This window comes from Microbacterium sp. (assembly GCF_049650565.1).
Taxonomy (GTDB): Bacteria; Actinomycetota; Actinomycetes; order Actinomycetales; family Microbacteriaceae; genus Microbacterium.
In genome coordinates, this window is record NZ_JBASAK010000045.1 from 85,235 (window position 1) to 105,084 (window position 19,850).

The window sequence follows — 19,850 nt, forward strand, 5'->3', positions numbered from 1 at the left end:
GATGCCGTCACCCCTGGTCGGGCGGACCCGCCGGTCGCTGCGCGCGACGACCGACGGGCGGCTTGCTGTAGAGCACCACCGGACGGCCCGAGCGCTGCTGACCGGGCAGCGGACGCGACCTGCGGCCGTAGATGAGCTCGGAGGAATCCAGCAGCCACGGCACCAGGGTGATGGTCACACCGTGAACCATCATGAGCTGCGCGGCGATGCGGCGGGAGCGACGGTTGTGCAGCATGGACTCCCACCAGTGCCCCACGATGTACTGCGGCAGGTACACGGTGATCACGCTCGGACCATGCTTCTCGCGATACTGGCGGATGAAGTGCTCCACCGGCTGCGCGAACGTGCGGTACGGGGAGTCGACGATGACCAGCGGCACGGGGATGTTGTGCTGCTGCCACTGACGCTGAAGCTCCTTGCCGTCCTCGGGGGTGAGGGCGATGTGCAGGGCGATGGTCTTGTCGTGCTGGGCGGCGATGGCGTAGTCCAGCGCCTTGATGACGGGCTTCTGCAGCCTGCTCACCAGCACGATGGCCACGTCGCCGCTGGAGCCGAAGTGCGTGGTGTCGTCGATCGAGATCTCGTGCTCCACGTCGCGGTAGTAGCGCTTCACGCCCAGCATCAGCACGGCCAGCACCGGGATCGCGAAGAACACCATCCACGCGCCGTGCGTGAACTTCGTGATCGTCACGATCACGAGCACGGTCACGGTCATGATCGCGCCCGTCGTGTTGATCACCAGGCCGGTGACGGCGCCGCGTCGGTCATCGGCCACCTCGCTGAGCGGACGCGCGTGCGTCTCGTGCAGCACGCGCTTCCAGTGCCGCACCATGCCGATCTGGCCCAGCGAGAACGATACGAAGACGCCGATGATGTACAGCTGGATGAGGTTGGTGAGGTTCGCCTGGAACACCACCAGCACCACCACTGCGGCGAGGCCCAGCACGATCATGCCGTTGGAGAACACCAGCCGGTCGCCCCGGGTGTTCAGCGCCTTCGGGGCGTAACCCTCGCGCGCCAGCACCGAACCCAGCAGCGGGAAGCCGTTGAACGCCGTGTTGGCGGCCAGCAGCAGCACGCAGGCGGTGGCCGCCTGGATGATGAAGAACGCGATGCTTCCCGCACCGAACGTGGCGGATGCCACCTGCGCCATCAGGCTCTGCTGCGGGGTGCCGCAGGTGTAGCCGACCAGCTGGCAGGGATCCTCGGCGTACTTGACGCCCGAGATCAGCGCGACGGCGGTGAGCCCTGCGAACAGCAGGGCGGCGATCGAGCCCATCATCGCCAGGGTCGTCTTGGCGTTGCGGATCTTCGGCACGCGGAACGCCGGCACGCCGTTGGAGACGGCTTCCACGCCGGTCAGGGCCGAGCATCCGCTGGAGAAGGCCCGCAGGATCAACAGCACGATGGCTGCCTGGCTGAGGCTCTCCGCATGCATCGTGTAGGCGGCGCTGGCAGCCACCGGCGCATCGCCCATCACGGTGCGCACCAGCGCCGTGACGATCATCACGCCCACCGATCCGATGAACACGTAGGTGGGGATGGCGAAGACAGCGGATGCCTCGCGCACGCCTCGCAGGTTGACGATGACGATCAGGGCGACGAATCCGACAGCCATCTCCACGCGCCAGTTGTTGAGCACGGGCACGGCGGAGATGATGTTGTCCACGCCCGAGGCGATGGACACCGACACCGTGAGGATGTAGTCCACGAGCAGGGCGGCGGCCACGATCACCGATGGCACCTCGCCGAGGTTGCGCTGCGTCACCTCGAAGTCGCCGCCGCCGGAGGGATAGGCCTTGATGATCTGCCGGTAGCTGAGCACCACCACGATCAGCAGCAGCACCACGGCCGCAGCGACCAGCGGGCTCAGCGTCATCAGCGCGGTTCCGCCGATGAGCATGATCATCAGCATCTCCTGCGGCCCGTAGGCCACAGAGCTCAGCGCGTCGGATGCGAAGATCGGCAGCGCCATGCGCTTGGGGAGCAGCTGGTCGTTGACCTGTTCGGTCGTCAGCGGTTCGCCGATCAGGATGCGTTTTGCGAGCTGCGGGGCATCGCCCGGCTCGCGGCCATCGTGTGCCACGAGCGGCGACATTACGCCTGCGGTGACGGGGGTGCAACACGGCGACCCCGGTGGCGGCATCTGCACCGCGCTGCCGGTAGACGCAGCGCTCGCGAGGCGCCCCAGCATCCGCTGCTTCCAGCGCATTCCGAACGCGACGGCGTAACGTCATCGGCATGAGCACGGTTCCCGTCGACGACGCCGCGATCGCCCAGGCGAAGCAGCTCCGCGACCAGTTCCAGCGGTTCCTGCGCGAGTACGAGTTCGGCATGCGCGAGGTCGAGACGAAGATCTCGATCCTGCGCGACGAGTTCACCCACCTGCACGCCTACAATCCCATCGAGCACGTCTCCAGTCGGCTCAAGTCACCCGATGGGATCGTCGAGAAGGTCGCGCGCAAGGGAATCGAGCCGGACTTCGAGACCATCCGCGGCGAGATCACCGACATCGCCGGCGTGCGAGTGACCTGCAGCTTCGTCAGCGACGTGTACCGGCTGTTCGAGCTGTTCACCCGGCAGGATGACATCACCGTCCGCATCGTGAAGGACTACATCGCCCAGCCCAAGCCCAACGGTTACCGCAGTCTGCACGTCATCGTCGAGGTGCCGGTGTTCCTGTCCACCGGTCCGATCCAGGTGCCCGTCGAGGTGCAGTTCCGCACCATCGCAATGGACTTCTGGGCGAGTCTGGAGCACAAGATCCACTACAAGTTCGACGGCCGCGTCCCCGCGCACCTGGTGCAGCGCCTCACCGACGCGGCCGAGACCGCGGGCGAGCTGGACCTGCAGATGGAGCGGCTGCACCGCGAGGCCCTCCAGATCAACCACCGGGTGCTGGAGGCATAGGCGCTCAGACCGTCGCGCGCCAGAGGGAACCGATGGGCAGTGCCCAGAGCCGGTCGCCGAATCGCAGGGATCTGTGTCCCGTGTAGAGGACCACGCCGGCAACGAACGCCGCACCGAGCGAGTCGCGCAGGAACTCGAGGCCGCGGAAGTGCCGTGCGGTGATAGAGCTGGTGGCCTTCACTTCGACGCCGACGACCTCACGCCGAGGATTCTCCAGCACCAGGTCGACTTCGCGTCCGCCGCTGTCGCGGAAGTGATGGAGACGGGTGTCGATAGCGGACCATGTCCGTTGCTTCGCGATCTCTGAGGTGACGAACCCCTCGACCAGCCCGCCGGTGAGCGCTCCGGCAATGTCACGTTCGAGGCCATCGATGTCGGCCCCGCTGAGCGCGGCGGCCAGCCCCGGATCGGCGATGCTCACCTTGGGTTTCGAGATGACGCGCCTGCTGATGTTGGCACCCCACGCGGGAAGCTCCCGCACAAGGAAGACATCGCGCAATGCACGGAGGTAGGCGGGGACGCTGCGGGGCGGGATGTCGAGCTGACGCGCAACATGGGCGGCGACAAACTCGGTGGCGTTCTCCGCAGCGATCAGCTGGAGCAGAGGACGGAGACGATCCGGATGCTGGATGCCGGACACTTCCGCCGCGTCTTTCGACAGTACGCGCTCTGAGTAGTTGTTCAGCCATCGAACCTGCTGGCGGGACGTCAGATCACGGATCTCGGGGAACGTGCTGCGCGAGCTCAGTTCGAGGTAGTCGCGACGGGAGATATCCGGGACATCCCGAAGGACTGCCCCGTTCGGCAGATTCCAGGCATAGTGGGCGAAGTCCTCGGTCGTGCCTTCGATCTCGCCGCGGCTCAGACCGTCGAGGGCAACTGTCTGAGCGCGACCTGCGAGGCTCTCCTGACCGCCACGAATGGTGAGCAGATCGGCAGATCCTGTGAGGATGAAGCGCCCGGGAGTCCGATTCAGATCAGTCGCGTGTTTCACAGCGATGAGTAGCTTCGGAACGCGCTGGATCTCATCGATCGCAAGGGTGCCTGATGGATGCTGCTGCGCGAATCCGTCAGGGTCGCGTTCGGCGGCGGCCCGGTCCACGGCGGAATCGAGCGACACGATGCGCGCGTCCCGGTTGCTTGCGAGTTGCTGCATGAGGGTGCTCTTGCCGACCTGTCTTGCGCCGGAGAGCACGGTGATCGGCGATGTCGCCATGATCTCCGCGGCCAGCGCGGCAGCATTGCGACGCAACAGTGACATGCGGTGAATTTAGCACAACTCTGCCGTTCTGCAGGCCTGCCGTTGCCGTTTTACAAGCCTCTCGTTGCCGTTCTGCAGACCTATCGTCGCCGTTCTGCAGGCACTGCGGGTGTCTCTGTTCAGGCCAGGAACTCCCGGGCCGCGGTCACCAGCGCCTTCACGCCGACCTCGATGGTGGGGTGGATGAGCGGGGCGAAGAACGGCGAGTGATTGGTGGGGATGTCCTCCTCCAGCGTGCCTCTCGCCATCGCCGCGCCGAACGCAGCCGGGTCTGCGCCGCCCCAGAACCAGAACACCAGCGGCACGCCGGCATCCCGGGCGAACCACGACACGTCCTCGCTGCCGGTGAGCAGCCCCGGGTCGAGCACGGCCTGCTCGCCGAAGCCCGCCTGGAACGCAGCAGTGACCCGGGCTGCGGCATCCGCATCGTTGATGGTTGCCGGAAGCGTGTGCAGGGTGTCGATATCAGGCTCGCGCTCGGCGCCGGATGCCGCGGATTCCGCGCGCACGACGCGCTCCACCTTCTTCAGCACCTTCTCGCGCACTTCGTCGTTCGGGTAGCGCAGGCTCAGCTGCAGCGTGGCATCGGCGGGGATGATGTTGTTCTTCGTTCCGGCGTGCACGGAGCCCACCGTCACCACCACGGGAAGTGCCGGGTCGGTCTCGCGCGAGACCACGGTCTGCAGGCGCATGATCGTCGAGGCGGCCATCACGATCGGGTCGATCGTCGACTCCGGGCGGGAGCCATGCCCGCCGCGGCCGTGCAGCACCACTTTCAGACCATCGGATGCTGACATCTGCGGGCCCGGGCGCAGCCCCACCGTGCCTGCAGGCAGCGGTCCTACGTGCTGGCCCAGCACGACATCCGGCCGGGGGAAGCGGTCCAGTGCGCCGTCGTCGAGCATGGCGCGGGCGCCGGCTCCCAGCTCCTCAGCGGGCTGGATGACGATGACTGCGGTGCCCGACCACTCCGCGCGCTGGGCGACGAGCTGTTCGACGGCTCCGATCATGGCGGTCACGTGCATGTCGTGCCCGCAGGCGTGCATGATACCGACGTGCTCGCCGTCGGGATCCGTCCCGGTGGCCGTGGACGCATAGGGCAGTCCGGTCTCCTCGGTCACCGGCAGCGCATCCATGTCGGCGCGCAGCCAGACGGTGGGGCCGTCGCCGTTGCGCAGCACTGCCACGACGCCGGTGGTGCCGACGCCCTCGGCCACCTCCAGGCCCAGATCGCGCAGGTGCCCGGCGGCGATCCCGGCCGTGCGGGTCTCTTGGAAGGACAGCTCGGGGTTGCGATGCAGGTCGATGTACAGCGACTCGAGATCGATGCTCATGAGGCGAGCATAGAGCGGGCGGATGCCGGGATGTCAGCCGATCCCCGTGATCGGCGCCGTCACGGAACTGCGGGATCACGGGCTCACCGGATGCTATGACGGGAAGTCGGATGCGGCGCGGCCATGGCTGAGAGGGACCCGTCGCCCGATCGGCGGGTTTCTCGCAGGCGCGCGTGATACGGTTGCGTGTCCTCCACTCTGGAGGTCGTGGTGAATCTCTCTCACCCCGGCGATCCTCACCATCGCCCGAATGTCCACGTCGCGCGCCGATCCCCGGCATTGCGACTCCATCGTCCGTCTCCGACCGGGGATGAGAATCGTGTCCGCCGACATCCGGTGCGACGCACACGGCCGTATCGACGGCCGCGACAACAGGAAGAAGTAGACACATGGCCACGGGCACTGTGAAATGGTTCAACTCGGAGAAGGGCTTCGGCTTCATCGCCCCTGACGACGGCTCTGCCGATCTCTTCGCCCACTTCTCGGCGGTCGCCGCGTCGGGCTTCCGGGAGCTCACAGAGAATCAGAAGGTGGAATTCGACGCCGAGCGCGGCCCCAAGGGCATGCAGGCGATGAACATCCGCCCGCTCTGATCGAAGCGACGCAGAACCGGCCCGGACCATCGAGTCCGGGCCGGTTCCGTGTCTCCGGTGCTGTCCGGCATCCCGTGGCCGGGTGTGGGTGCCGGGCTGAGGCCGCGCTCTGCGAGGATGGATCGGTGGCGAGAGACGACACGCGGTCCGGCGGCTTCGCAGCACTGCTGTGGCTCTCCGTCGCGAACTTCTCCATGGGCATCGACGGCTACGTCCTCACGGGACTGCTGCCGCAGATCGCGGGCGATCTGCGTGTCGACGAAGCGGCGGCGGGGCAGCTGATGAGCGTCTTCGCGCTGACAAGCGCGGTCGCAGGCCCTCTGCTCGGAGCGCTCACCGGCAGGTTCGAGCGCAAGCGCACGATCGCCGTCGCGCTGGCGGTGTTCGCGATCGGCAACCTGGTCGTCGCCGTGGCGCCGACGTACGGGTGGGCCATGAGCGGGCGGGTGATCTCGGCCGTCGGCGGGGCCCTGCTCAGCGCCGTCGTGGCAGCCTACGTGATCGCGATCTCCGCGCCAGAGCGCCGCGGGCGAGCGCTGTCGGTCGTGATGGGCGGCTTCCTCGCCGCGACCGCGCTCGGGGTGCCGGTGGGACTGCTCATCGGCGAGGAGAACTGGCGCCTGCCGCTGTTCATCGTCTTCGGCATCGGGGTGCTGGCGCTGATCGGCATCCTGATCAATGTGCCCACGCTGCACCTGCCCTCGCTGCCGCTGCGCGAGACGCTCCGCCCGCTCACCCGCGGGCCGATCCTGCTCGCGCTGCTGGTGCCGGTGGGGCTGATGGGCGCCAGCTATCTGTGCTTCACCTACGCCTCGCTCATCGTCGGCTCGCGCACCGGACTCGGGCTCGCGATGGTGGGTGCGCTGTTCGGTTACGGAATCTTCAGTCTGGGCGGCAACATGGTCGCCGGCCGATGGATCGACCGCGGCGGGCCGGATCGCGTGATCACGACCATCATCGTCGCGCTGATCGGCTTCATGCTGCTCGGCACCGCGGGGCTCGGACTCACCGGAGCGTGGGGGATCGTCTCGATCCTGGTCTGGTTCTTCGGCACGGCCACCTTCAACGGCGGGTCCGGCATCTCGCTGCAGGCGCGGCTGGCGATGATGGCACCCGACTCCGTCGCGCTCGTCGTCGCGCTGAACACCAGCGGCATGATGCTCGGCTCGGCGATCGGCAGCGCGACCGGCGGCGCGGTGCTGGCCGCGGGGCTGCCGGCAGACGCGCTGGTGCCGCTGGCATCTGTCTTCCTGACGCTCTCGCTGGTCGTGCACCTGCTGCTGGCCCACCGGGTGGACCGCCGCCCCGTGCTCTGATCCGCGAAAGCCCGTCCATGTGGCGCAAGGGGCCCCGGATCCAAGGGGCCCCGGATCAGCGGAATAGAGGGCCGGTTGCGCCGTATGGATGGGCTCTGTCAGTGCTGGTAGGACTTCAGGGGCGGAGCGGGGTTCAGTACAGCGTTCACGATCGCGGTGATGGCGAACTCGCTGGCGGCGCCCAGCTCGACGATCTCGGGGTGCAGCAGCCATTGCAGCTGCAGGCCGTCCATGACGGCGAGGATGCTGGCGGATGCCGCGGCGACGGTGCTCGTGTCGGTCACGCCCTCGGCCTCGCACAGCACGGCGAACGCCTCGCTGACCTCGCGGCGCAGTGTCGTGTACCGGTCCTCGAAGTACGGCCGGCCCGGATGCCCGTCGGTGACGGACTCCGAGGAGAGCACGGTGTACGCCTGCACGATGCCTGGGCGGGTCTCGTTCACGAACGCCGTCCGCACCAGGTGCAGGAACAGCTCCAGCCCGCCGGGGATGTGGCTCTCGTGCAGCTCGGCCACGTCGGCCTGGTCGCGATACGCCAGCACCTCCAGCAGCAGTCTCTGCTTGGAGCCGAAGTGGTGCAGCACCCCGGCGTGCGTGAGCCCGACCTGCTCGGCGACATCGGCCAGGGTGCCGTTGGTGGACCCTTTGCTGCCGAAGATGTCGACGGCAGCCTTCAGGATCTCGGCGCGTTTGAGCTGCGCCGCGCGGCTGCGGGGCTTGTCCTTCACTGCCTTCGGCACGGTTCCTCCCTCAGGGCGAGTGTAACGGTCTGATAGCGCGCGCTTGCCAGCTTACTGACTAGTAGGTAACCTACTCGTCAGTTCACTTTCTCATCAGTAAGTGAATGGGTCCCGAGCGCTGCCGCTCACTTCCCTCACACCAGGCCCCGGAGCCTTAGGAGAAGCAATGAAGCTCAAGAAGTACCTGATCGCGGGAGTCGCGATCGCTGCGCTCAGCGCCATGGCGCTGACCGGATGCTCGTCAGGGGGGACGTCGGCCTCCACCACGAGCGGCGGATCCCTCACGATCGCCAAGCCGGACGGCTCGGGCGTGCTTTCCGCTCAGATCAACAACCCGTTCATCGGCAATGGCTCGGGCATGAACCTCGCCTACGCGCGGATGATCTACGAACCCCTCGCCATGGTCAACCCGGTCGGCAAGAACGAGACCACTCCCTGGCTGGCATCGAAGGTGGAGTGGAACGGCGACTACACCCAACTGACCGTCACACCGCGCAAGGATGTGAAGTGGAACGATGGCAAGCCGTTCACCGCCGACGACATCATCTTCACCTTCAACCTCATCAAGAACACCCCCGCTCTGGATCTCGGCGGCTTGAAGCTGACCGACATCAAGAAGGACGGCGACAACGTCGTCATGACCTTCGGCGAGTCCAAGTTCGTCAAGCAGGGCGACGTGCTGCAGGTGCCGATCGTTCCCGAGCACCAGTGGAAGAGCATCGCCGACCCGACCAAGGATCCGGTCAAGGATGCCATCGGCACCGGCCCCTACACGATCAAGACCTTCTCGTCGCAGGGCGTCGTGCTGCAGGCCCGCACCGACTACTGGGGCGGCAAGGTTCCGGTCGCGCAGCTGAAGTACCTCGAGTACAACGACAACACCGGCCTGCTGCGCGCGCTGCAGAGCGGCGACGCCGACTGGGCGCAGATCTTCATCACCGACTTCAAGATCAACTACGTCGACAAGGATCCGAAGCACAACGTATTCTGGGGAGCCAATGTGCTCAGCCCCGACATGATCCTGGTCAACACCACCAAGGCCCCGTTCGACAACGTCGCGCTGCGCAAGGCCGTCAACATGGTCGTGGATCGCAAGGCGCACGCCGAGACCGCCCGCAGCAATGCCGGCCCCGAGCTGACCAGCATCACAGGGATCCCCCAGCCGACCGGCGACCAGTACATCGCTCCCGAGTACAAGGACAAGAAGTTCTCGATCGACGTCGAGGGCGCCCGCAAGGTGCTCTCCGACGCGGGCTACACCTGGAAGGGAGATGCCCTCATCGACCCGAAGGGCACCCCGGTCTCGTTCACCCTGCAGGACCCGCAGGGCTGGAACGACTACGTCACCGGCATCCAGCTGGTCGCCACCCAGGTGAAGAAGACGCTGGGCGCAGACGCGAAGGTCGCCACACCGGATGCCGACACCTGGCTCACCAACATGGCCACCGGCAACTTCGAGGCCGCGCTGCACTGGACCGGCTCCGGCACCAACCCGTGGCACATCTACGACGACGTCATGAACGGCGCCTACCTGGAGCAGGCCGCCGACGGCAAGGTCTCGGACAACTTCGGGCGCTACAACAACCCCGAGGCGACCGCCCTGCTCAAGCAGTACGCACAGGCATCGGACGACGCCGCCCGCACGGACGCACTCAACAAGCTGCAGAAGATCTTCGTCGAGGACGTCCCGGCGATTCCGATCGGCACCCACCCGATGCTCGGCGAGTACAACACCCGCACCTACACCGGCTGGCCCAGCGAGAGCGACCAGTACGCCACCGCCGACCCGACGCAGCCGACGGCCGTGCAGGTGCTGATGAAGCTGAAGCCCGTCAAGTAGCATCCGCACCCTTCGACAGGCTCAGGGACCCACCCGGGTCGCTGAGCCTGTCGAAGCGGACTTCGCCCCGAAGGACAGTCATGACAGACACCCTCCTCTCGATACGCGACTTCTCGGTCGTGTACGACGTCGATCCGCCGGTCGAGGCGGTCACCCGCGTCAGCCTCGACGTGCACCGCGGCGAGATCATCGGCCTGGCCGGCGAGAGCGGCAGCGGCAAGACCACGCTGGCTTACGGCGTGCAGCGCCTGCTCAAGCCGCCGGCGGTGATCACCAGCGGCAGCGTCGTCTTCCACGATGAGAACGGCGCTGACATCGATCTGCACTCCCTGGATGCCGAGCAGATGCGCCGCTTCCGGTGGGACAAGATCTCGATGGTGTTCCAGGGCGCGATGAACGCGCTGAACCCCGTCGCGACCATCGGCTCGCAGCTGGAGGACGTGTTCGAGGTGCACCGCCCGCAGCTGGGTCGGCGCGAGCGCCGGGCCGCGGTCGCCGAGCTGCTGGAGATCGTGAAGGTGGGCGCGCAGCGCGCGCGCTCGTTCCCGCACGAGCTGTCCGGCGGCATGCGCCAGCGCGTGATGATCGCCATGGCGCTGGCCCTGCGGCCCCAGCTGATGGTGATGGACGAGCCCACCACCGCGTTGGATGTGCTGGTGCAGCGCGAGATCCTCAAGCAGATCTCGCAGCTGCGGCACGAGTTCGGCTTCTCGGTGATCTTCATCACCCATGACCTGCCGCTGCTGCTGGAGATCAGCGACCGGATCGCCATCATGCGCGAGGGTGAGATCGTCGAGTTCGCCGATGCCAGGGAGATCTGGACGAACCCGCAGCACGAGTACACGCAGAGCCTGCTGCGCTCGTTCCCCCGCCTCACCGGCGAGAGAGGAGTGGTGGTGCGATGACGACTCTCGAGTTCCAGAACGTCACCAAGATCTACAACGTCCGAGGCTCCGGCCAGATGAAGGCCCTCGACGACGTGAGCTTCACGTTGCACTCGCACCAGACCGTCGGCCTGGTCGGCCAGTCCGGCAGCGGCAAATCCACCATCGCCAAGATCCTCACCCAGCTGGAGACGCCCACGCACGGGCGGATCCTGCTCGACGGCACGCCCATCCCCCGCTCGGGCCGCGGGCTGCGGAAGTACCGGCAGCAGCTGCGGATGGTGTTCCAGGACCCGTTCGCGTCGCTGAACCCGTATCACTCCATCCGGCACCACATCGAGCGTCCGCTGAAGCTGGACCGCGTCGTGCCGTCGAAGGAGATCGACGACGAGGTGCGCCGGCTGCTGGAGCGGGTGAGGCTGGATCCGGATGCCGTGCTCGAGCGCCGCCCGCACGAGCTGAGCGGCGGGCAGCGCCAGCGCGTCGCGATCGCCCGCGCCCTGGCATCCCGCCCCGTCATGCTGATCGCCGACGAGCCGGTCTCGATGCTGGACGTCTCGCTGCGCCTGGGCGTGCTGAACCTGCTGGCCGACCTGCAGCGCGAGGAGGGCCTGGGCGTGCTGTACATCACGCATGACCTGGCCACCGCGCGGCATTTCAGCGACGAGATCATGGTGCTCAACCAGGGCCGGGTCGTGGAGTACGGCCCCGCCGACGACGTGATCCTGCACCCGAAGGACCCGTACACGCGCGAGCTGCGCGCGGCATCCCCCGACCCCGAGGAGTTCTTCGGAACCGCCTCGGCGCAGAGCACCGGAGGTGCGCGATGACCCCCGAGCAGACCACCGCCGAGCAGGCGTCAGGGACCACGGCATCCGACCCCACTCTGGTGGGCACCACCGCCACTCGCGCCGAGCGCGGCGGCATCCGGGTGCCGTGGCGGTTCATCGGCGGGCGGGTGCTGTTCTACCTGTTCACGGCGTGGGCGGCCATCACCATCAACTTCTTCCTGCCGCGGCTCATGAAGGGCGACGCGGTCGACACCTACATGGCCCGCAGCCAGGGGCAGCTGACGCCCGAGGCCGAGCACGCCCTGCGCATCCTGTTCGGTCTGGACAAGAGCATCCCGCTGTGGCAGCAGTACCTCACCTACTGGGGCAACATGCTGCACGGCGACCTGGGCGTCTCGATCTCCACCGGCATGGCTCCGGTGGGGCAGGCGATCGCCTCCGCCCTGCCGTGGACACTGGGCCTGGTCGGCGTCGCCACCGTGATCTCGTTCATCATCGGCACCGTGCTGGGCGCCGTGATCGGCTGGAAGCGCGGCGGCCGGCTCGACTCCCTGGTGCCCATCACCACATTCCTCGGCACCGTGCCGTACTTCTGGCTGGGACTGATCTTCATCGCCGTGTTCGCCAGCGTGCTGGGCTGGTTCCCCGCCGGCCACGCCTACGAGGTCGGAGTGGAAGAGGGCTGGAATGCCGAGTTCATCTCCCAGGTGATCTCGCACGGCGCGCTGCCCGTCATCACGATCGTGCTGGTGTCGCTGGGCGGCTGGGTGCTGGGCATGCGCAACATGATGCTCACCGTGCTCGATGAGGACTACGTCACCGTCGCGCAGGCCAAGGGCCTGCCGAACCGCCGCGTGCTGTGGCGCTACGCCGCCCGCAACGCCGTGCTGCCGCAGATCCAGAGCTTCGCGCTGGCATTGGGCTTCATCGTCGGCGGCACCATCGTGATGGAGATGGTGTTCTCCTACCCCGGCATCGGACTGCTGCTGCTGAGCGCCACCAACGCCAAGGACTTCGCCCTCATGCAGGGCATCTTCCTGGTGCTGGTGCTGGCCGTGCTGGTGGCCAACATCCTGGCCGACATCGCCTACGCGATCCTCGATCCCCGCACCCGGCAGTCGGAGGCCTGACATGACCGCTCCCACGCAGAACCTCATCGCCCAGCAGGCCGACATGCCGGGCCCGCGCGTGCAGCAGAAGACCTTCTGGAGTCAGCTGAAGGCCTCCATGGCGATGTTCAGCAACCCGAAGTCCGCCGCCGGGCTGATCATCCTGGCGGTGTTCATCCTGGTTGCGATCTTCGCGCCGCTGATCGCCCCCGACGACCCCACCGCGCAGCACCTGGACCAGACGCTGCAGCCGCCGTCCTTCCAGCACCTGATGGGCACCACGCACATCGGCGAGGACGTGTTCAGCCAGCTGGTCTACGGCACACGGGGCGTACTGGTGGTCGGGTTTCTCGCCACGATCATGGCCACGGTCACCGCCGTGCTGGTCGGCGTGACCGCCGGCTACCTGCGCGGCTGGAAGAGCGAGTCGCTGTCGGCGCTGTCGAACGTGTTCCTCGTCATCCCCGGCCTGCCGCTGATGATCATCATCGCCTCGCAGTTCGCCGATCCGCCGCTGTGGATCATCGCCGCCGTGCTGGGCCTGACCGGCTGGGCGTGGGGTGCCCGCGTGCTGCGCGCGCAGACCATGTCGCTGCGCAATCGCGACTTCATCCAGGCCGCCCGTGCCAACGGCGAGCCGCTGCACCGCATCATCCTGGTGGAGATGCTGCCGAACCTGATGGCCATCATCGCCTCCAGCTTCGTGGGCACCATGACCGCAGCGGTGCTGGGTCTGACGACCCTGGCGTTCATCGGCGTCATCCCGGTGTCGAACCTGAACTGGGGGACCATCCTGTTCTGGGCGCAGCAGAACAACGCGTTCCCGGACTACTGGTGGTGGTACGTCCCCGCCGGTCTGTGCATCGCGTTCGTGGGTGTCGCGCTGGCGCTGATCAACTTCGGCATCGACGAGTACGTCAACCCGCGCCTGCGCTCGGCCGGCGAGCGCGCCCGCGCCATGAAGAAGAAGGGCCTGGACGTGAACGCCGCCGTCACCGCGGTGCGCCAGGCCTCGGCATCCGCTCTGAAGAATCCGGATGCCGACGACGAGAACCCTCCGAAAGAAGTTGTACGTTGACTCCCCTGCCCTACCAGGACTCCTCTCTTCCGATTCCCGACCGGGTGGCCGATCTGCTCTCGCACATGAGTGTGGAGGAGAAGGTCGGGCAGATGCTGCAGCTGGATGCCCGTGACGACATCGGCGATCACGTGTTGCGGCGTCACGTCGGCTCGATCCTGCACACCTCGCCGGAGCGCATCGTGCAGGCCAACCGCCTGACCTCGCAGACCCGGCTTCGGATCCCGCTGCTGGTGGGGGAGGACTGCATCCACGGGCACTCGTTCTGGCCCGGCGCGACGATCTACCCGACCCAGCTCGGCATGGCCGCGACCTGGGACGCCTCGCTGGTGGAGCAGGTGGCGCGCGCCACGGCCGTGGAGGTCGCGGCGACCGGCATCCACTGGACCTTCTCCCCGGTGCTGTGCATCGCCCGCGACCTGCGCTGGGGGCGTGTGAACGAGACGTTCGGCGAGGACCCGGTCCTGATCGGTGAGCTGGCCTCGGCGATGGTGCGCGGTTACCAGGGTTCGGGGCTGGCCGACCCGACCGCGATTCTGGCGACAGCCAAGCACTTCGCCGGGTACTCCGAGACGCAGGGCGGGCGCGACGCCAGCGAGGCCGACATCTCGCGCCGCAAGCTGCGCTCGTGGTTCCTGCCGCCCTTCGAGCGCGTGGCCCGCGAAGGCTGCCGCACGTTCATGCTCGGCTACCAGACCACCGACGGCGTGCCGATCACCGTGAACGACTGGCTGCTCAGCGACGTGCTGCGCGGCGAGTGGGGGTACACCGGCACGCTCATCACCGACTGGGACAACGTGGGCCGGATGGTGTGGGAGCAGCGCGTGCAGCCCGACTTCGCGCACGCCGCAGCCGCCGCCGTGAAGGCCGGCAACGACATGGTCATGACCACGCCGCAGTTCTTCGAGGGCGCGCTGGAGGCGGTCTCGCGCGGGATGCTGGACTCGTCGGACTTCGATGCTGCCGTCGCCCGCATCCTCACCCTCAAGTTCGAGCTGGGCCTGTTCGAGAACCCCCGCCTTCCCGAGGCGGGCGTGGCAGAGATCGTGGGTGGGCGGGCGCACGCCGACCTGAACCTGCAGGTGGCGCGGCGCTCGCTGGTGCTGCTGGAGAACGACGGCACGCTGCCCGTCTCGCCCGCTTCGCCTGATGGTCCCGTTGCTGCTGGCGCCGTGCGGCGCCTGGCAGTCGTGGGCCCGCTGGCCGATGACGCACAGGAGCAGCTGGGTGACTGGGCCGGCGGATCCGGGCAGGCCGGCTGGCTGGACGGCCAGCCCCGCGAGATGATCACCACCGTGCTGGACGGCCTGCGCGCGATCGCCCCGTGGGAGGTCGTGCACGCCCGCGGCGCCGACATCCTGAACCTGGAGCCCGACCCCGCCGGCGCCACCTGGCCCGACGGGCAGCCCCGCCCGCCGGTGGTGCGGCCCATCCCCGCCGACGACGCTCAGATCGCCGAGGCCATCACCGCGGCGCAGAGAGCGGATGCCGTGGTCGCTGTCGTCGGCGATGCACGCGGGCTGTACGGCGAGGGTCGCTCGACGGCCACGCTGGAGCTGATCGGCGGGCAGGCGGAGCTGCTGGATGCCGTGATCGCGACCGGCACGCCGGTGATCGTGGTGCTGATGGCATCCAAGCCGCTGGTGCTGCCGGCATCCGTTCGGGATGCGGCCGCCGTGATCTGGGTCGCCAACCCCGGCATGAAGGGCGGGCTGGCCATCGCCGAACTGATCACCGGCGCCATCGAGCCGGCCGGCCGCCTGCCGATCTCGTTCGCCCGGCATGCAGGCCAGCAGCCGACGTACTACAACCAGATCCGCGGTCAGCACGGCGATCGCTACGCCGACCTCACGCAGGCTCCGGCCTGGGCGTTCGGGCAGGGGCTGTCGTACACGACGGTGTCGTACTCGGACCTGGTGCTGGAGTCGTCGTCCTTGACCGCGGATGCCGTGATCCGGGCATCCGTCACCCTGACCAACACCGGCGACCGCCCCGCGATCGAGACCGTGCAGGTCTACGTGCGCGACGAGGTGACCTCGGCCAGCTGGGCCGACCGCGAGCTGAAGACGTACCGTCAGGTGCGCGTGGAGCCCGGGGACTCTGTGCGCGTGGCTCTCGAGGTGCCGGTGGCGGACTGCACGATCGTCGATGCCCGTGGCGCGCGCGTCGTGGAGCCCGGAGCGTTCGCGCTGCTGGTCGGTCCGTCCTCGCGCGAGGAGGACCTGCTGTCCGCGGAGTTCACCGTCGCCTGAGGCTCCCGGCATTGGACGGGCGGGGAACGCGCTACGGGCGGGCGGTGGTGCCGCGGACGATGAGCTCGAACGGCAGGTGCGCCGGAGTGTCGGCGTCGGCCCGGTCCAGCTGAGCCAGCACGGCCTGCGCCGCCCGCTCGCCCTGTGCGAGCGGGAACTGGTCGACGGTGGTGAGCTGGAAGAACTCCCCCAGCTCGTGTCCGTCGATCCCGACGATCGACAGGTCCTGTGGCACGCGGAAGCCCAGGTCGCGGGCGGCGAGGATCGCACCGACGGCCATCTCGTCCGACGCGGCGAAGATCGCCGTCGGGCGCGGACCCGGTCGCCCCAGCAGCTGCTTGGCGGCGCGGAAGCCGCCGTCGACGGTGAAGTCCGCAGGCTCGAGGAACGCATGGCTCGGCTCGATGCCGGCATCCTGCAGCGCCTGCTCGAAGCCGTGCCGGCGCTGGGTCGGGATGTGGAAGTCCATGTCGAACTCCGGGTTCGCGCCGATGTGCGCGATGTCGCGGTGGCCCAGCCCGATGAGGTGCTCGGTGGCGAGCCGGGCCACCGCGGTGTTGTCCACTGTGAGCGTTCGCAGCCGCGGGTTCGGCTCGCCGATGGCGATCACCGGCAGGCCGAGGTCCAGCAGCTGCTGCGTCTCGGACTCGTCCAGCTCGATGGACACCGCGATCACGGCATCCACGCGCTGCCGGCGCAGGAACGTCGAGAACACCCGGTGCCGCACATCGGCGTCGGCAGTGATGTTGTACAGCGTGATGTCGTAGCCGGCGCGCATCAGCGCACTGGTCGCACCGGAGAGCACCGTGCTGAAGAACCAGCGGTCCAGGTACGGAACGATCACGCCGATGTTCCGGGTGCGCCCGGATGCCAGGCTCGACGCCCGCGACGAAACGACGTAGCCCAGCGACGCGGCGGCGCTCTGCACGCGCTCCCGTGCGGCTCGGGACACCTGGCCCCGGCCGCTGAGGGCGCGTGAGACCGTCGCCGTCGACACGCCGGCGAGCTTCGCCACCTCGTCGATGCTCACCATGAGGATGCTCCGCTCAGGCGCGGGTGAACCAGGCGGCGGTGTTCGGCGGCAGCGCGGAGCCGCTGAACGGCTCGGACTGGACGACGAACGTCACACCCTCGCCCAGCTCGACGGGCTCGACCCCGAGGTTGGCCACCACGTGCAGCTCGCCGCGGCGGAAGGCCACGGCATCCGCTCCGGCATCCTCCCAGACCAGCGAGCCGGTGCCGAGACCGCGGGAGCGGCGCTCGGCGATCAGGTGCTTGTAGAGGTTGAGCGCCGAGCTCTCGTCGCCCTCCTCGGCATCCCGAGCGAAGCGCGCCCACTCGTCGGGCTGCGGCAGCCAGGACGCGCCCGTCTCGTTGAAGCCGAACGCGCGGCCGTCGGCCGTCCACGGCAGGGGCACGCGGCAGCCGTCGCGGCCGTAGCGCTCGCCGTCGGTGCGGAACCACGTCGGGTCCTGGCGGAACTCGTCGGGGATCTCGATGGCCTCGGGCAGGCCCAGCTCCTCGCCCTGGTAGACGTACGCCGAGCCCGGCAGCGACAGCATGACCGTGGTGGCCGCCCTGCCGCGGGACAGGCCGATCACGGGGTCGGGCTTGCCCGCCGACTTCGGGCCGATGCCGTCGCCCTGAGGGCTGTCGGCGGTCAGCGCCAGGCGCGATGCGTGCCGGATCACGTCGTGGTTGGAGAGCACCCACGTGCTGGGTGCGCCGACCGCGCCGAATGCGCTCAGCGAGTCGCGGATCACGTCACGCAGCGCGGCGGCATCCCAGGGCGTCATCAGATACGGGAAGTTGAAGGTCTGGTGCATCTCGTCGGAGCGCACCCACAGCGCGGTGCGCTCGAGCGTCGGCAGCCAGGCCTCGCCGCACAGTGCGCGGTCGCCGTCGTACTCCGCGAGCACCCGGTGCCAGTCGCGGTAGATGTCGTGCACGCCGTCCTGGCCCCAGTACGGCACGTTCTCCTCGCCGCCGCCCATCGAGTCGGCGTCGGCGTCGGGGGTGTAGTCGGGCAGACCCTCGGCCTTGATCATGCCGTGCGCGACGTCCACGCGGAAGCCGTCCACGCCGCGGTCGAGCCAGAAGCGCAGGATGCCGCGGAACTCCTCGCGGACCTCCTCGTTGGTCCAGTCGAAGTCGGGCTGGGAGACGTCGAAGATGTGCAGGTACCACTGGCCGGGCGTGCCGTCGGCCTCGGTCACGCGCTGCCACATGCCGCCGCCGAACACGCTCTCCCAGTTGTTCGGGGGCAGTTCGCCGTTCTCTCCCTTGCCGTCGCGGAAGATGTAGCGGGCGCGGTCGGGGCTGCCGGGGGCCGCCTTCAGCGCCTGCTGGAACCAGACGTGCTGGTCGGAGGAGTGGTTGGGGACCAGGTCGACGATGACGCGGATGCCGCGGTTGTGCGCGGCGTCGAGCATGGCGTCGAAGTCTGCCAGCGTGCCGAACAGCGGGTCGACGTCGCGGTAGTCGGCCACGTCGTAGCCGGCGTCCTTCTGCGGGCTGACCATGAACGGGCTCAGCCAGATGGCGTCCACGCCGAGGCTCTTCAGCGAGTCGAGTCGGGCGGTGATGCCCGGCAGATCACCGATGCCGTCGCCGGATGCGTCGGCGAAGGAGCGCGGGTAGATCTGGTAGATGACGGCGGTGCGCCACCATTCGGAGCCGGGGGATGCGATCTGCTCGAGGTCTGCCATGCCACCAGGTTAGTGCAAGCGCTTACAGCTCGGAAGTACGCGGTTCGAATCGGTTCGATCCGTCGGAAGCTGTCCCCGCCGCTGAAAGAGCCGCCGAGGATGGGCTCGAGGCGACGGAAAGTGCGACGGGAACCGGAAGGGGTGGGTCAGGATGCCGGGATCACGACGTTCACGGGCGGCTCGCCGGCCAGCATCCGCTCGATCTGGGTGCGCACGAGGCGCGCCATGCGCGGGTTCATCGCGGTGGACGCGCCGCCGCCGTGCGGGGTGATGAGCAGGTTGGGAGCGGTCCAGAGCGGATGCCCGGCGGGCAGCGGTTCGGGCTCGAACACGTCGGATGCCGCGCGGATGCGTCCCTCCTTGAGGGCCGTGAGCAGGGCATCCGAGTCGATGAGCGGACCGCGGCCCACGTTCACCAGCAGCGCGTTCGGCGCCATCCGTGCGATCATCGCGGTGTCGAAGAGGTGGTGGGTCTCGGCGTTGTCGGGCAGGCTCGCCATCACGATCTCCGCGTGCGGCAGCAGGGCCTCGAGCTCGTCGATGCCGTGCACGGCCACCTCTCCCAGCCCCTCGACGTGCTCGGTGCGTGCGTTGCGCGCGAGTGCCGTCAGCTCCACTTCGAACGGCGCCAGCCGGCGCGCGATGGCCTTGCCCACACCGCCGAAGCCCACCAGCAGCACGCGCCGATCGGCCAGGCTCTCGGCGAACACGGGCGCCCACTCGCCGCGCTCCTGGGCCAGCGCGAACCGCGGGAACTGCCGCTGCGCGGCGATCATCAGCCCCACGGCCAGCTCCGCCGTCGAGGTCTCGTGCACGCTGGCGGCGTTGGCGTACGGCATCCCGGCCGGCAGCAGGTCGGCCACGCCGTCGTAGCCGATCGACTGGCCCTGTACGAGGCCGATGCTCAACCCGTCGAGCGCGTCCAGCGACCCGGACGCGCCCATGTAGGGCGGCACGACGATGTCGATGCGCCTGGCGGGAGCGGGAGACCTCATATCCCACACCCGGATCTCCACCCCGTCCGGCGGTGTGCC

General features: G+C 68.3%; 16 protein-coding genes. 9 read left to right on the forward strand and 7 right to left on the reverse strand.

Translation table 11 applies throughout. The features are described from left to right. Positions 1-7 precede the first annotated feature (7 nt). Positions 8-2,098 carry an APC family permease gene (locus WA967_RS08910; RefSeq protein ID WP_424421397.1) on the reverse strand — a complete coding sequence of 697 codons (2,091 nt, stop codon included), beginning with the start codon at positions 2,096-2,098 and terminating at the stop codon, positions 8-10. A 143-nt stretch (positions 2,099-2,241) separates the two neighbouring features. Between WA967_RS08910 and WA967_RS08915 the strand changes: the two genes are divergently transcribed. Next, the gene (locus tag WA967_RS08915) at positions 2,242-2,910 is read left to right on the forward strand and encodes a GTP pyrophosphokinase (protein ID WP_298863303.1); all 669 of its coding nucleotides are present in this window, start codon (positions 2,242-2,244) and stop codon (positions 2,908-2,910) included. Between the two features lie 4 nt (positions 2,911-2,914). Here WA967_RS08915 and WA967_RS08920 read toward each other — a convergent pair whose 3' ends face one another. Both WA967_RS08920 and WA967_RS08925 read right to left on the reverse strand, forming a co-directional pair. Further along, a complete protein-coding gene (locus WA967_RS08920) occupies positions 2,915-4,171 on the reverse strand; it encodes an ATP-binding protein (RefSeq protein ID WP_424421400.1) in 1,257 nt (418 codons plus the stop codon). Between the two features lie 119 nt (positions 4,172-4,290). Beyond that, a complete protein-coding gene (locus tag WA967_RS08925; RefSeq protein WP_424421402.1) occupies positions 4,291-5,505 on the reverse strand; it encodes an amidohydrolase in 1,215 nt (404 codons plus the stop codon). A 389-nt stretch (positions 5,506-5,894) separates the two neighbouring features. Between WA967_RS08925 and WA967_RS08930 the strand changes: the two genes are divergently transcribed. Further along, on the forward strand, positions 5,895-6,098 hold the full coding sequence (locus tag WA967_RS08930) for a cold-shock protein (RefSeq protein WP_298863297.1): 204 nt from the start codon (positions 5,895-5,897) through the stop codon (positions 6,096-6,098). Between the two features lie 125 nt (positions 6,099-6,223). Further along, positions 6,224-7,414, forward strand: a complete 1,191-nt coding sequence (locus WA967_RS08935) for an MFS transporter (RefSeq protein ID WP_424421405.1) — start codon at positions 6,224-6,226, stop codon at positions 7,412-7,414. A gap of 98 nt (positions 7,415-7,512) precedes the next feature. On the opposite strand, the gene WA967_RS08940 is transcribed toward WA967_RS08935, so the two are convergent. Then, entirely contained in the window at positions 7,513-8,154 is a 642-nt protein-coding gene (locus WA967_RS08940; RefSeq protein ID WP_424421407.1) for a TetR/AcrR family transcriptional regulator, read from the reverse strand. A gap of 166 nt (positions 8,155-8,320) precedes the next feature. Between WA967_RS08940 and WA967_RS08945 the strand changes: the two genes are divergently transcribed. The 6 genes from WA967_RS08945 to WA967_RS08970 all read left to right on the forward strand — a co-directional run bounded on the left by WA967_RS08945 (position 8,321) and on the right by WA967_RS08970 (position 16,108). After that, positions 8,321-9,994 (forward strand): ABC transporter substrate-binding protein, encoded by a 1,674-nt coding sequence (locus WA967_RS08945; RefSeq protein ID WP_424421410.1) that lies wholly within the window; start codon positions 8,321-8,323, stop codon positions 9,992-9,994. 80 nt (positions 9,995-10,074) lie between these two features. Beyond that, positions 10,075-10,899, forward strand: a complete 825-nt coding sequence (locus WA967_RS08950) for an ABC transporter ATP-binding protein (protein ID WP_424421413.1) — start codon at positions 10,075-10,077, stop codon at positions 10,897-10,899. Next, positions 10,896-11,708 (forward strand): ABC transporter ATP-binding protein, encoded by an 813-nt coding sequence (locus WA967_RS08955; RefSeq protein WP_424421416.1) that lies wholly within the window; start codon positions 10,896-10,898, stop codon positions 11,706-11,708. The genes WA967_RS08950 and WA967_RS08955 overlap by 4 nt, the downstream gene beginning before the upstream one ends. Continuing rightward, on the forward strand, positions 11,705-12,799 hold the full coding sequence (locus WA967_RS08960) for an ABC transporter permease (protein ID WP_424421418.1): 1,095 nt from the start codon (positions 11,705-11,707) through the stop codon (positions 12,797-12,799). The genes WA967_RS08955 and WA967_RS08960 overlap by 4 nt, the downstream gene beginning before the upstream one ends. Position 12,800: 1 nt before the next feature. Then, a complete protein-coding gene (locus WA967_RS08965; protein ID WP_424421421.1) occupies positions 12,801-13,856 on the forward strand; it encodes an ABC transporter permease in 1,056 nt (351 codons plus the stop codon). Continuing rightward, the gene (locus WA967_RS08970; protein ID WP_424421424.1) at positions 13,853-16,108 is read left to right on the forward strand and encodes a glycoside hydrolase family 3 N-terminal domain-containing protein; all 2,256 of its coding nucleotides are present in this window, start codon (positions 13,853-13,855) and stop codon (positions 16,106-16,108) included. Before WA967_RS08965 ends, WA967_RS08970 begins: the two co-directional genes overlap by 4 nt. A gap of 31 nt (positions 16,109-16,139) precedes the next feature. Here the strand turns inward: WA967_RS08970 and WA967_RS08975 are convergent, their stop codons facing one another. The 3 genes from WA967_RS08975 to WA967_RS08985 all read right to left on the reverse strand — a co-directional run. Next, the gene (locus WA967_RS08975; RefSeq protein WP_424421426.1) at positions 16,140-17,141 is read right to left on the reverse strand and encodes a LacI family DNA-binding transcriptional regulator; all 1,002 of its coding nucleotides are present in this window, start codon (positions 17,139-17,141) and stop codon (positions 16,140-16,142) included. A gap of 13 nt (positions 17,142-17,154) precedes the next feature. After that, positions 17,155-18,816, reverse strand: a complete 1,662-nt coding sequence (locus tag WA967_RS08980) for a glycoside hydrolase family 13 protein (RefSeq protein ID WP_424421428.1) — start codon at positions 18,814-18,816, stop codon at positions 17,155-17,157. Between the two features lie 146 nt (positions 18,817-18,962). Further along, positions 18,963-19,850: 2-hydroxyacid dehydrogenase (locus WA967_RS08985; protein WP_424421430.1), on the reverse strand; the 888-nt coding region annotated here is incomplete at its 5' end.

Bases quoted from the DNA above. Each gene is read 5' to 3' on its own strand.
- WA967_RS08980 (WP_424421428.1), bottom strand. From the start codon at position 18,816: ATGGCAGACCTCGAGCAGATCGCATCCCCCGGCTCCGAATGGTGGCGC.
- WA967_RS08950 (WP_424421413.1), top strand. From the start codon at position 10,075: ATGACAGACACCCTCCTCTCGATACGCGACTTCTCGGTCGTGTACGAC.
- WA967_RS08925 (WP_424421402.1), bottom strand. From the start codon at position 5,505: ATGAGCATCGATCTCGAGTCGCTGTACATCGACCTGCATCGCAACCCC.
- WA967_RS08975 (WP_424421426.1), bottom strand. From the start codon at position 17,141: ATGGTGAGCATCGACGAGGTGGCGAAGCTCGCCGGCGTGTCGACGGCG.
- WA967_RS08915 (WP_298863303.1), top strand. From the start codon at position 2,242: ATGAGCACGGTTCCCGTCGACGACGCCGCGATCGCCCAGGCGAAGCAG.
- WA967_RS08920 (WP_424421400.1), bottom strand. From the start codon at position 4,171: ATGTCACTGTTGCGTCGCAATGCTGCCGCGCTGGCCGCGGAGATCATG.
- WA967_RS08955 (WP_424421416.1), top strand. From the start codon at position 10,896: ATGACGACTCTCGAGTTCCAGAACGTCACCAAGATCTACAACGTCCGA.
- WA967_RS08965 (WP_424421421.1), top strand. From the start codon at position 12,801: ATGACCGCTCCCACGCAGAACCTCATCGCCCAGCAGGCCGACATGCCG.
- WA967_RS08910 (WP_424421397.1), bottom strand. From the start codon at position 2,098: ATGTCGCCGCTCGTGGCACACGATGGCCGCGAGCCGGGCGATGCCCCG.
- WA967_RS08930 (WP_298863297.1), top strand. From the start codon at position 5,895: ATGGCCACGGGCACTGTGAAATGGTTCAACTCGGAGAAGGGCTTCGGC.
- WA967_RS08945 (WP_424421410.1), top strand. From the start codon at position 8,321: ATGAAGCTCAAGAAGTACCTGATCGCGGGAGTCGCGATCGCTGCGCTC.
- WA967_RS08960 (WP_424421418.1), top strand. From the start codon at position 11,705: ATGACCCCCGAGCAGACCACCGCCGAGCAGGCGTCAGGGACCACGGCA.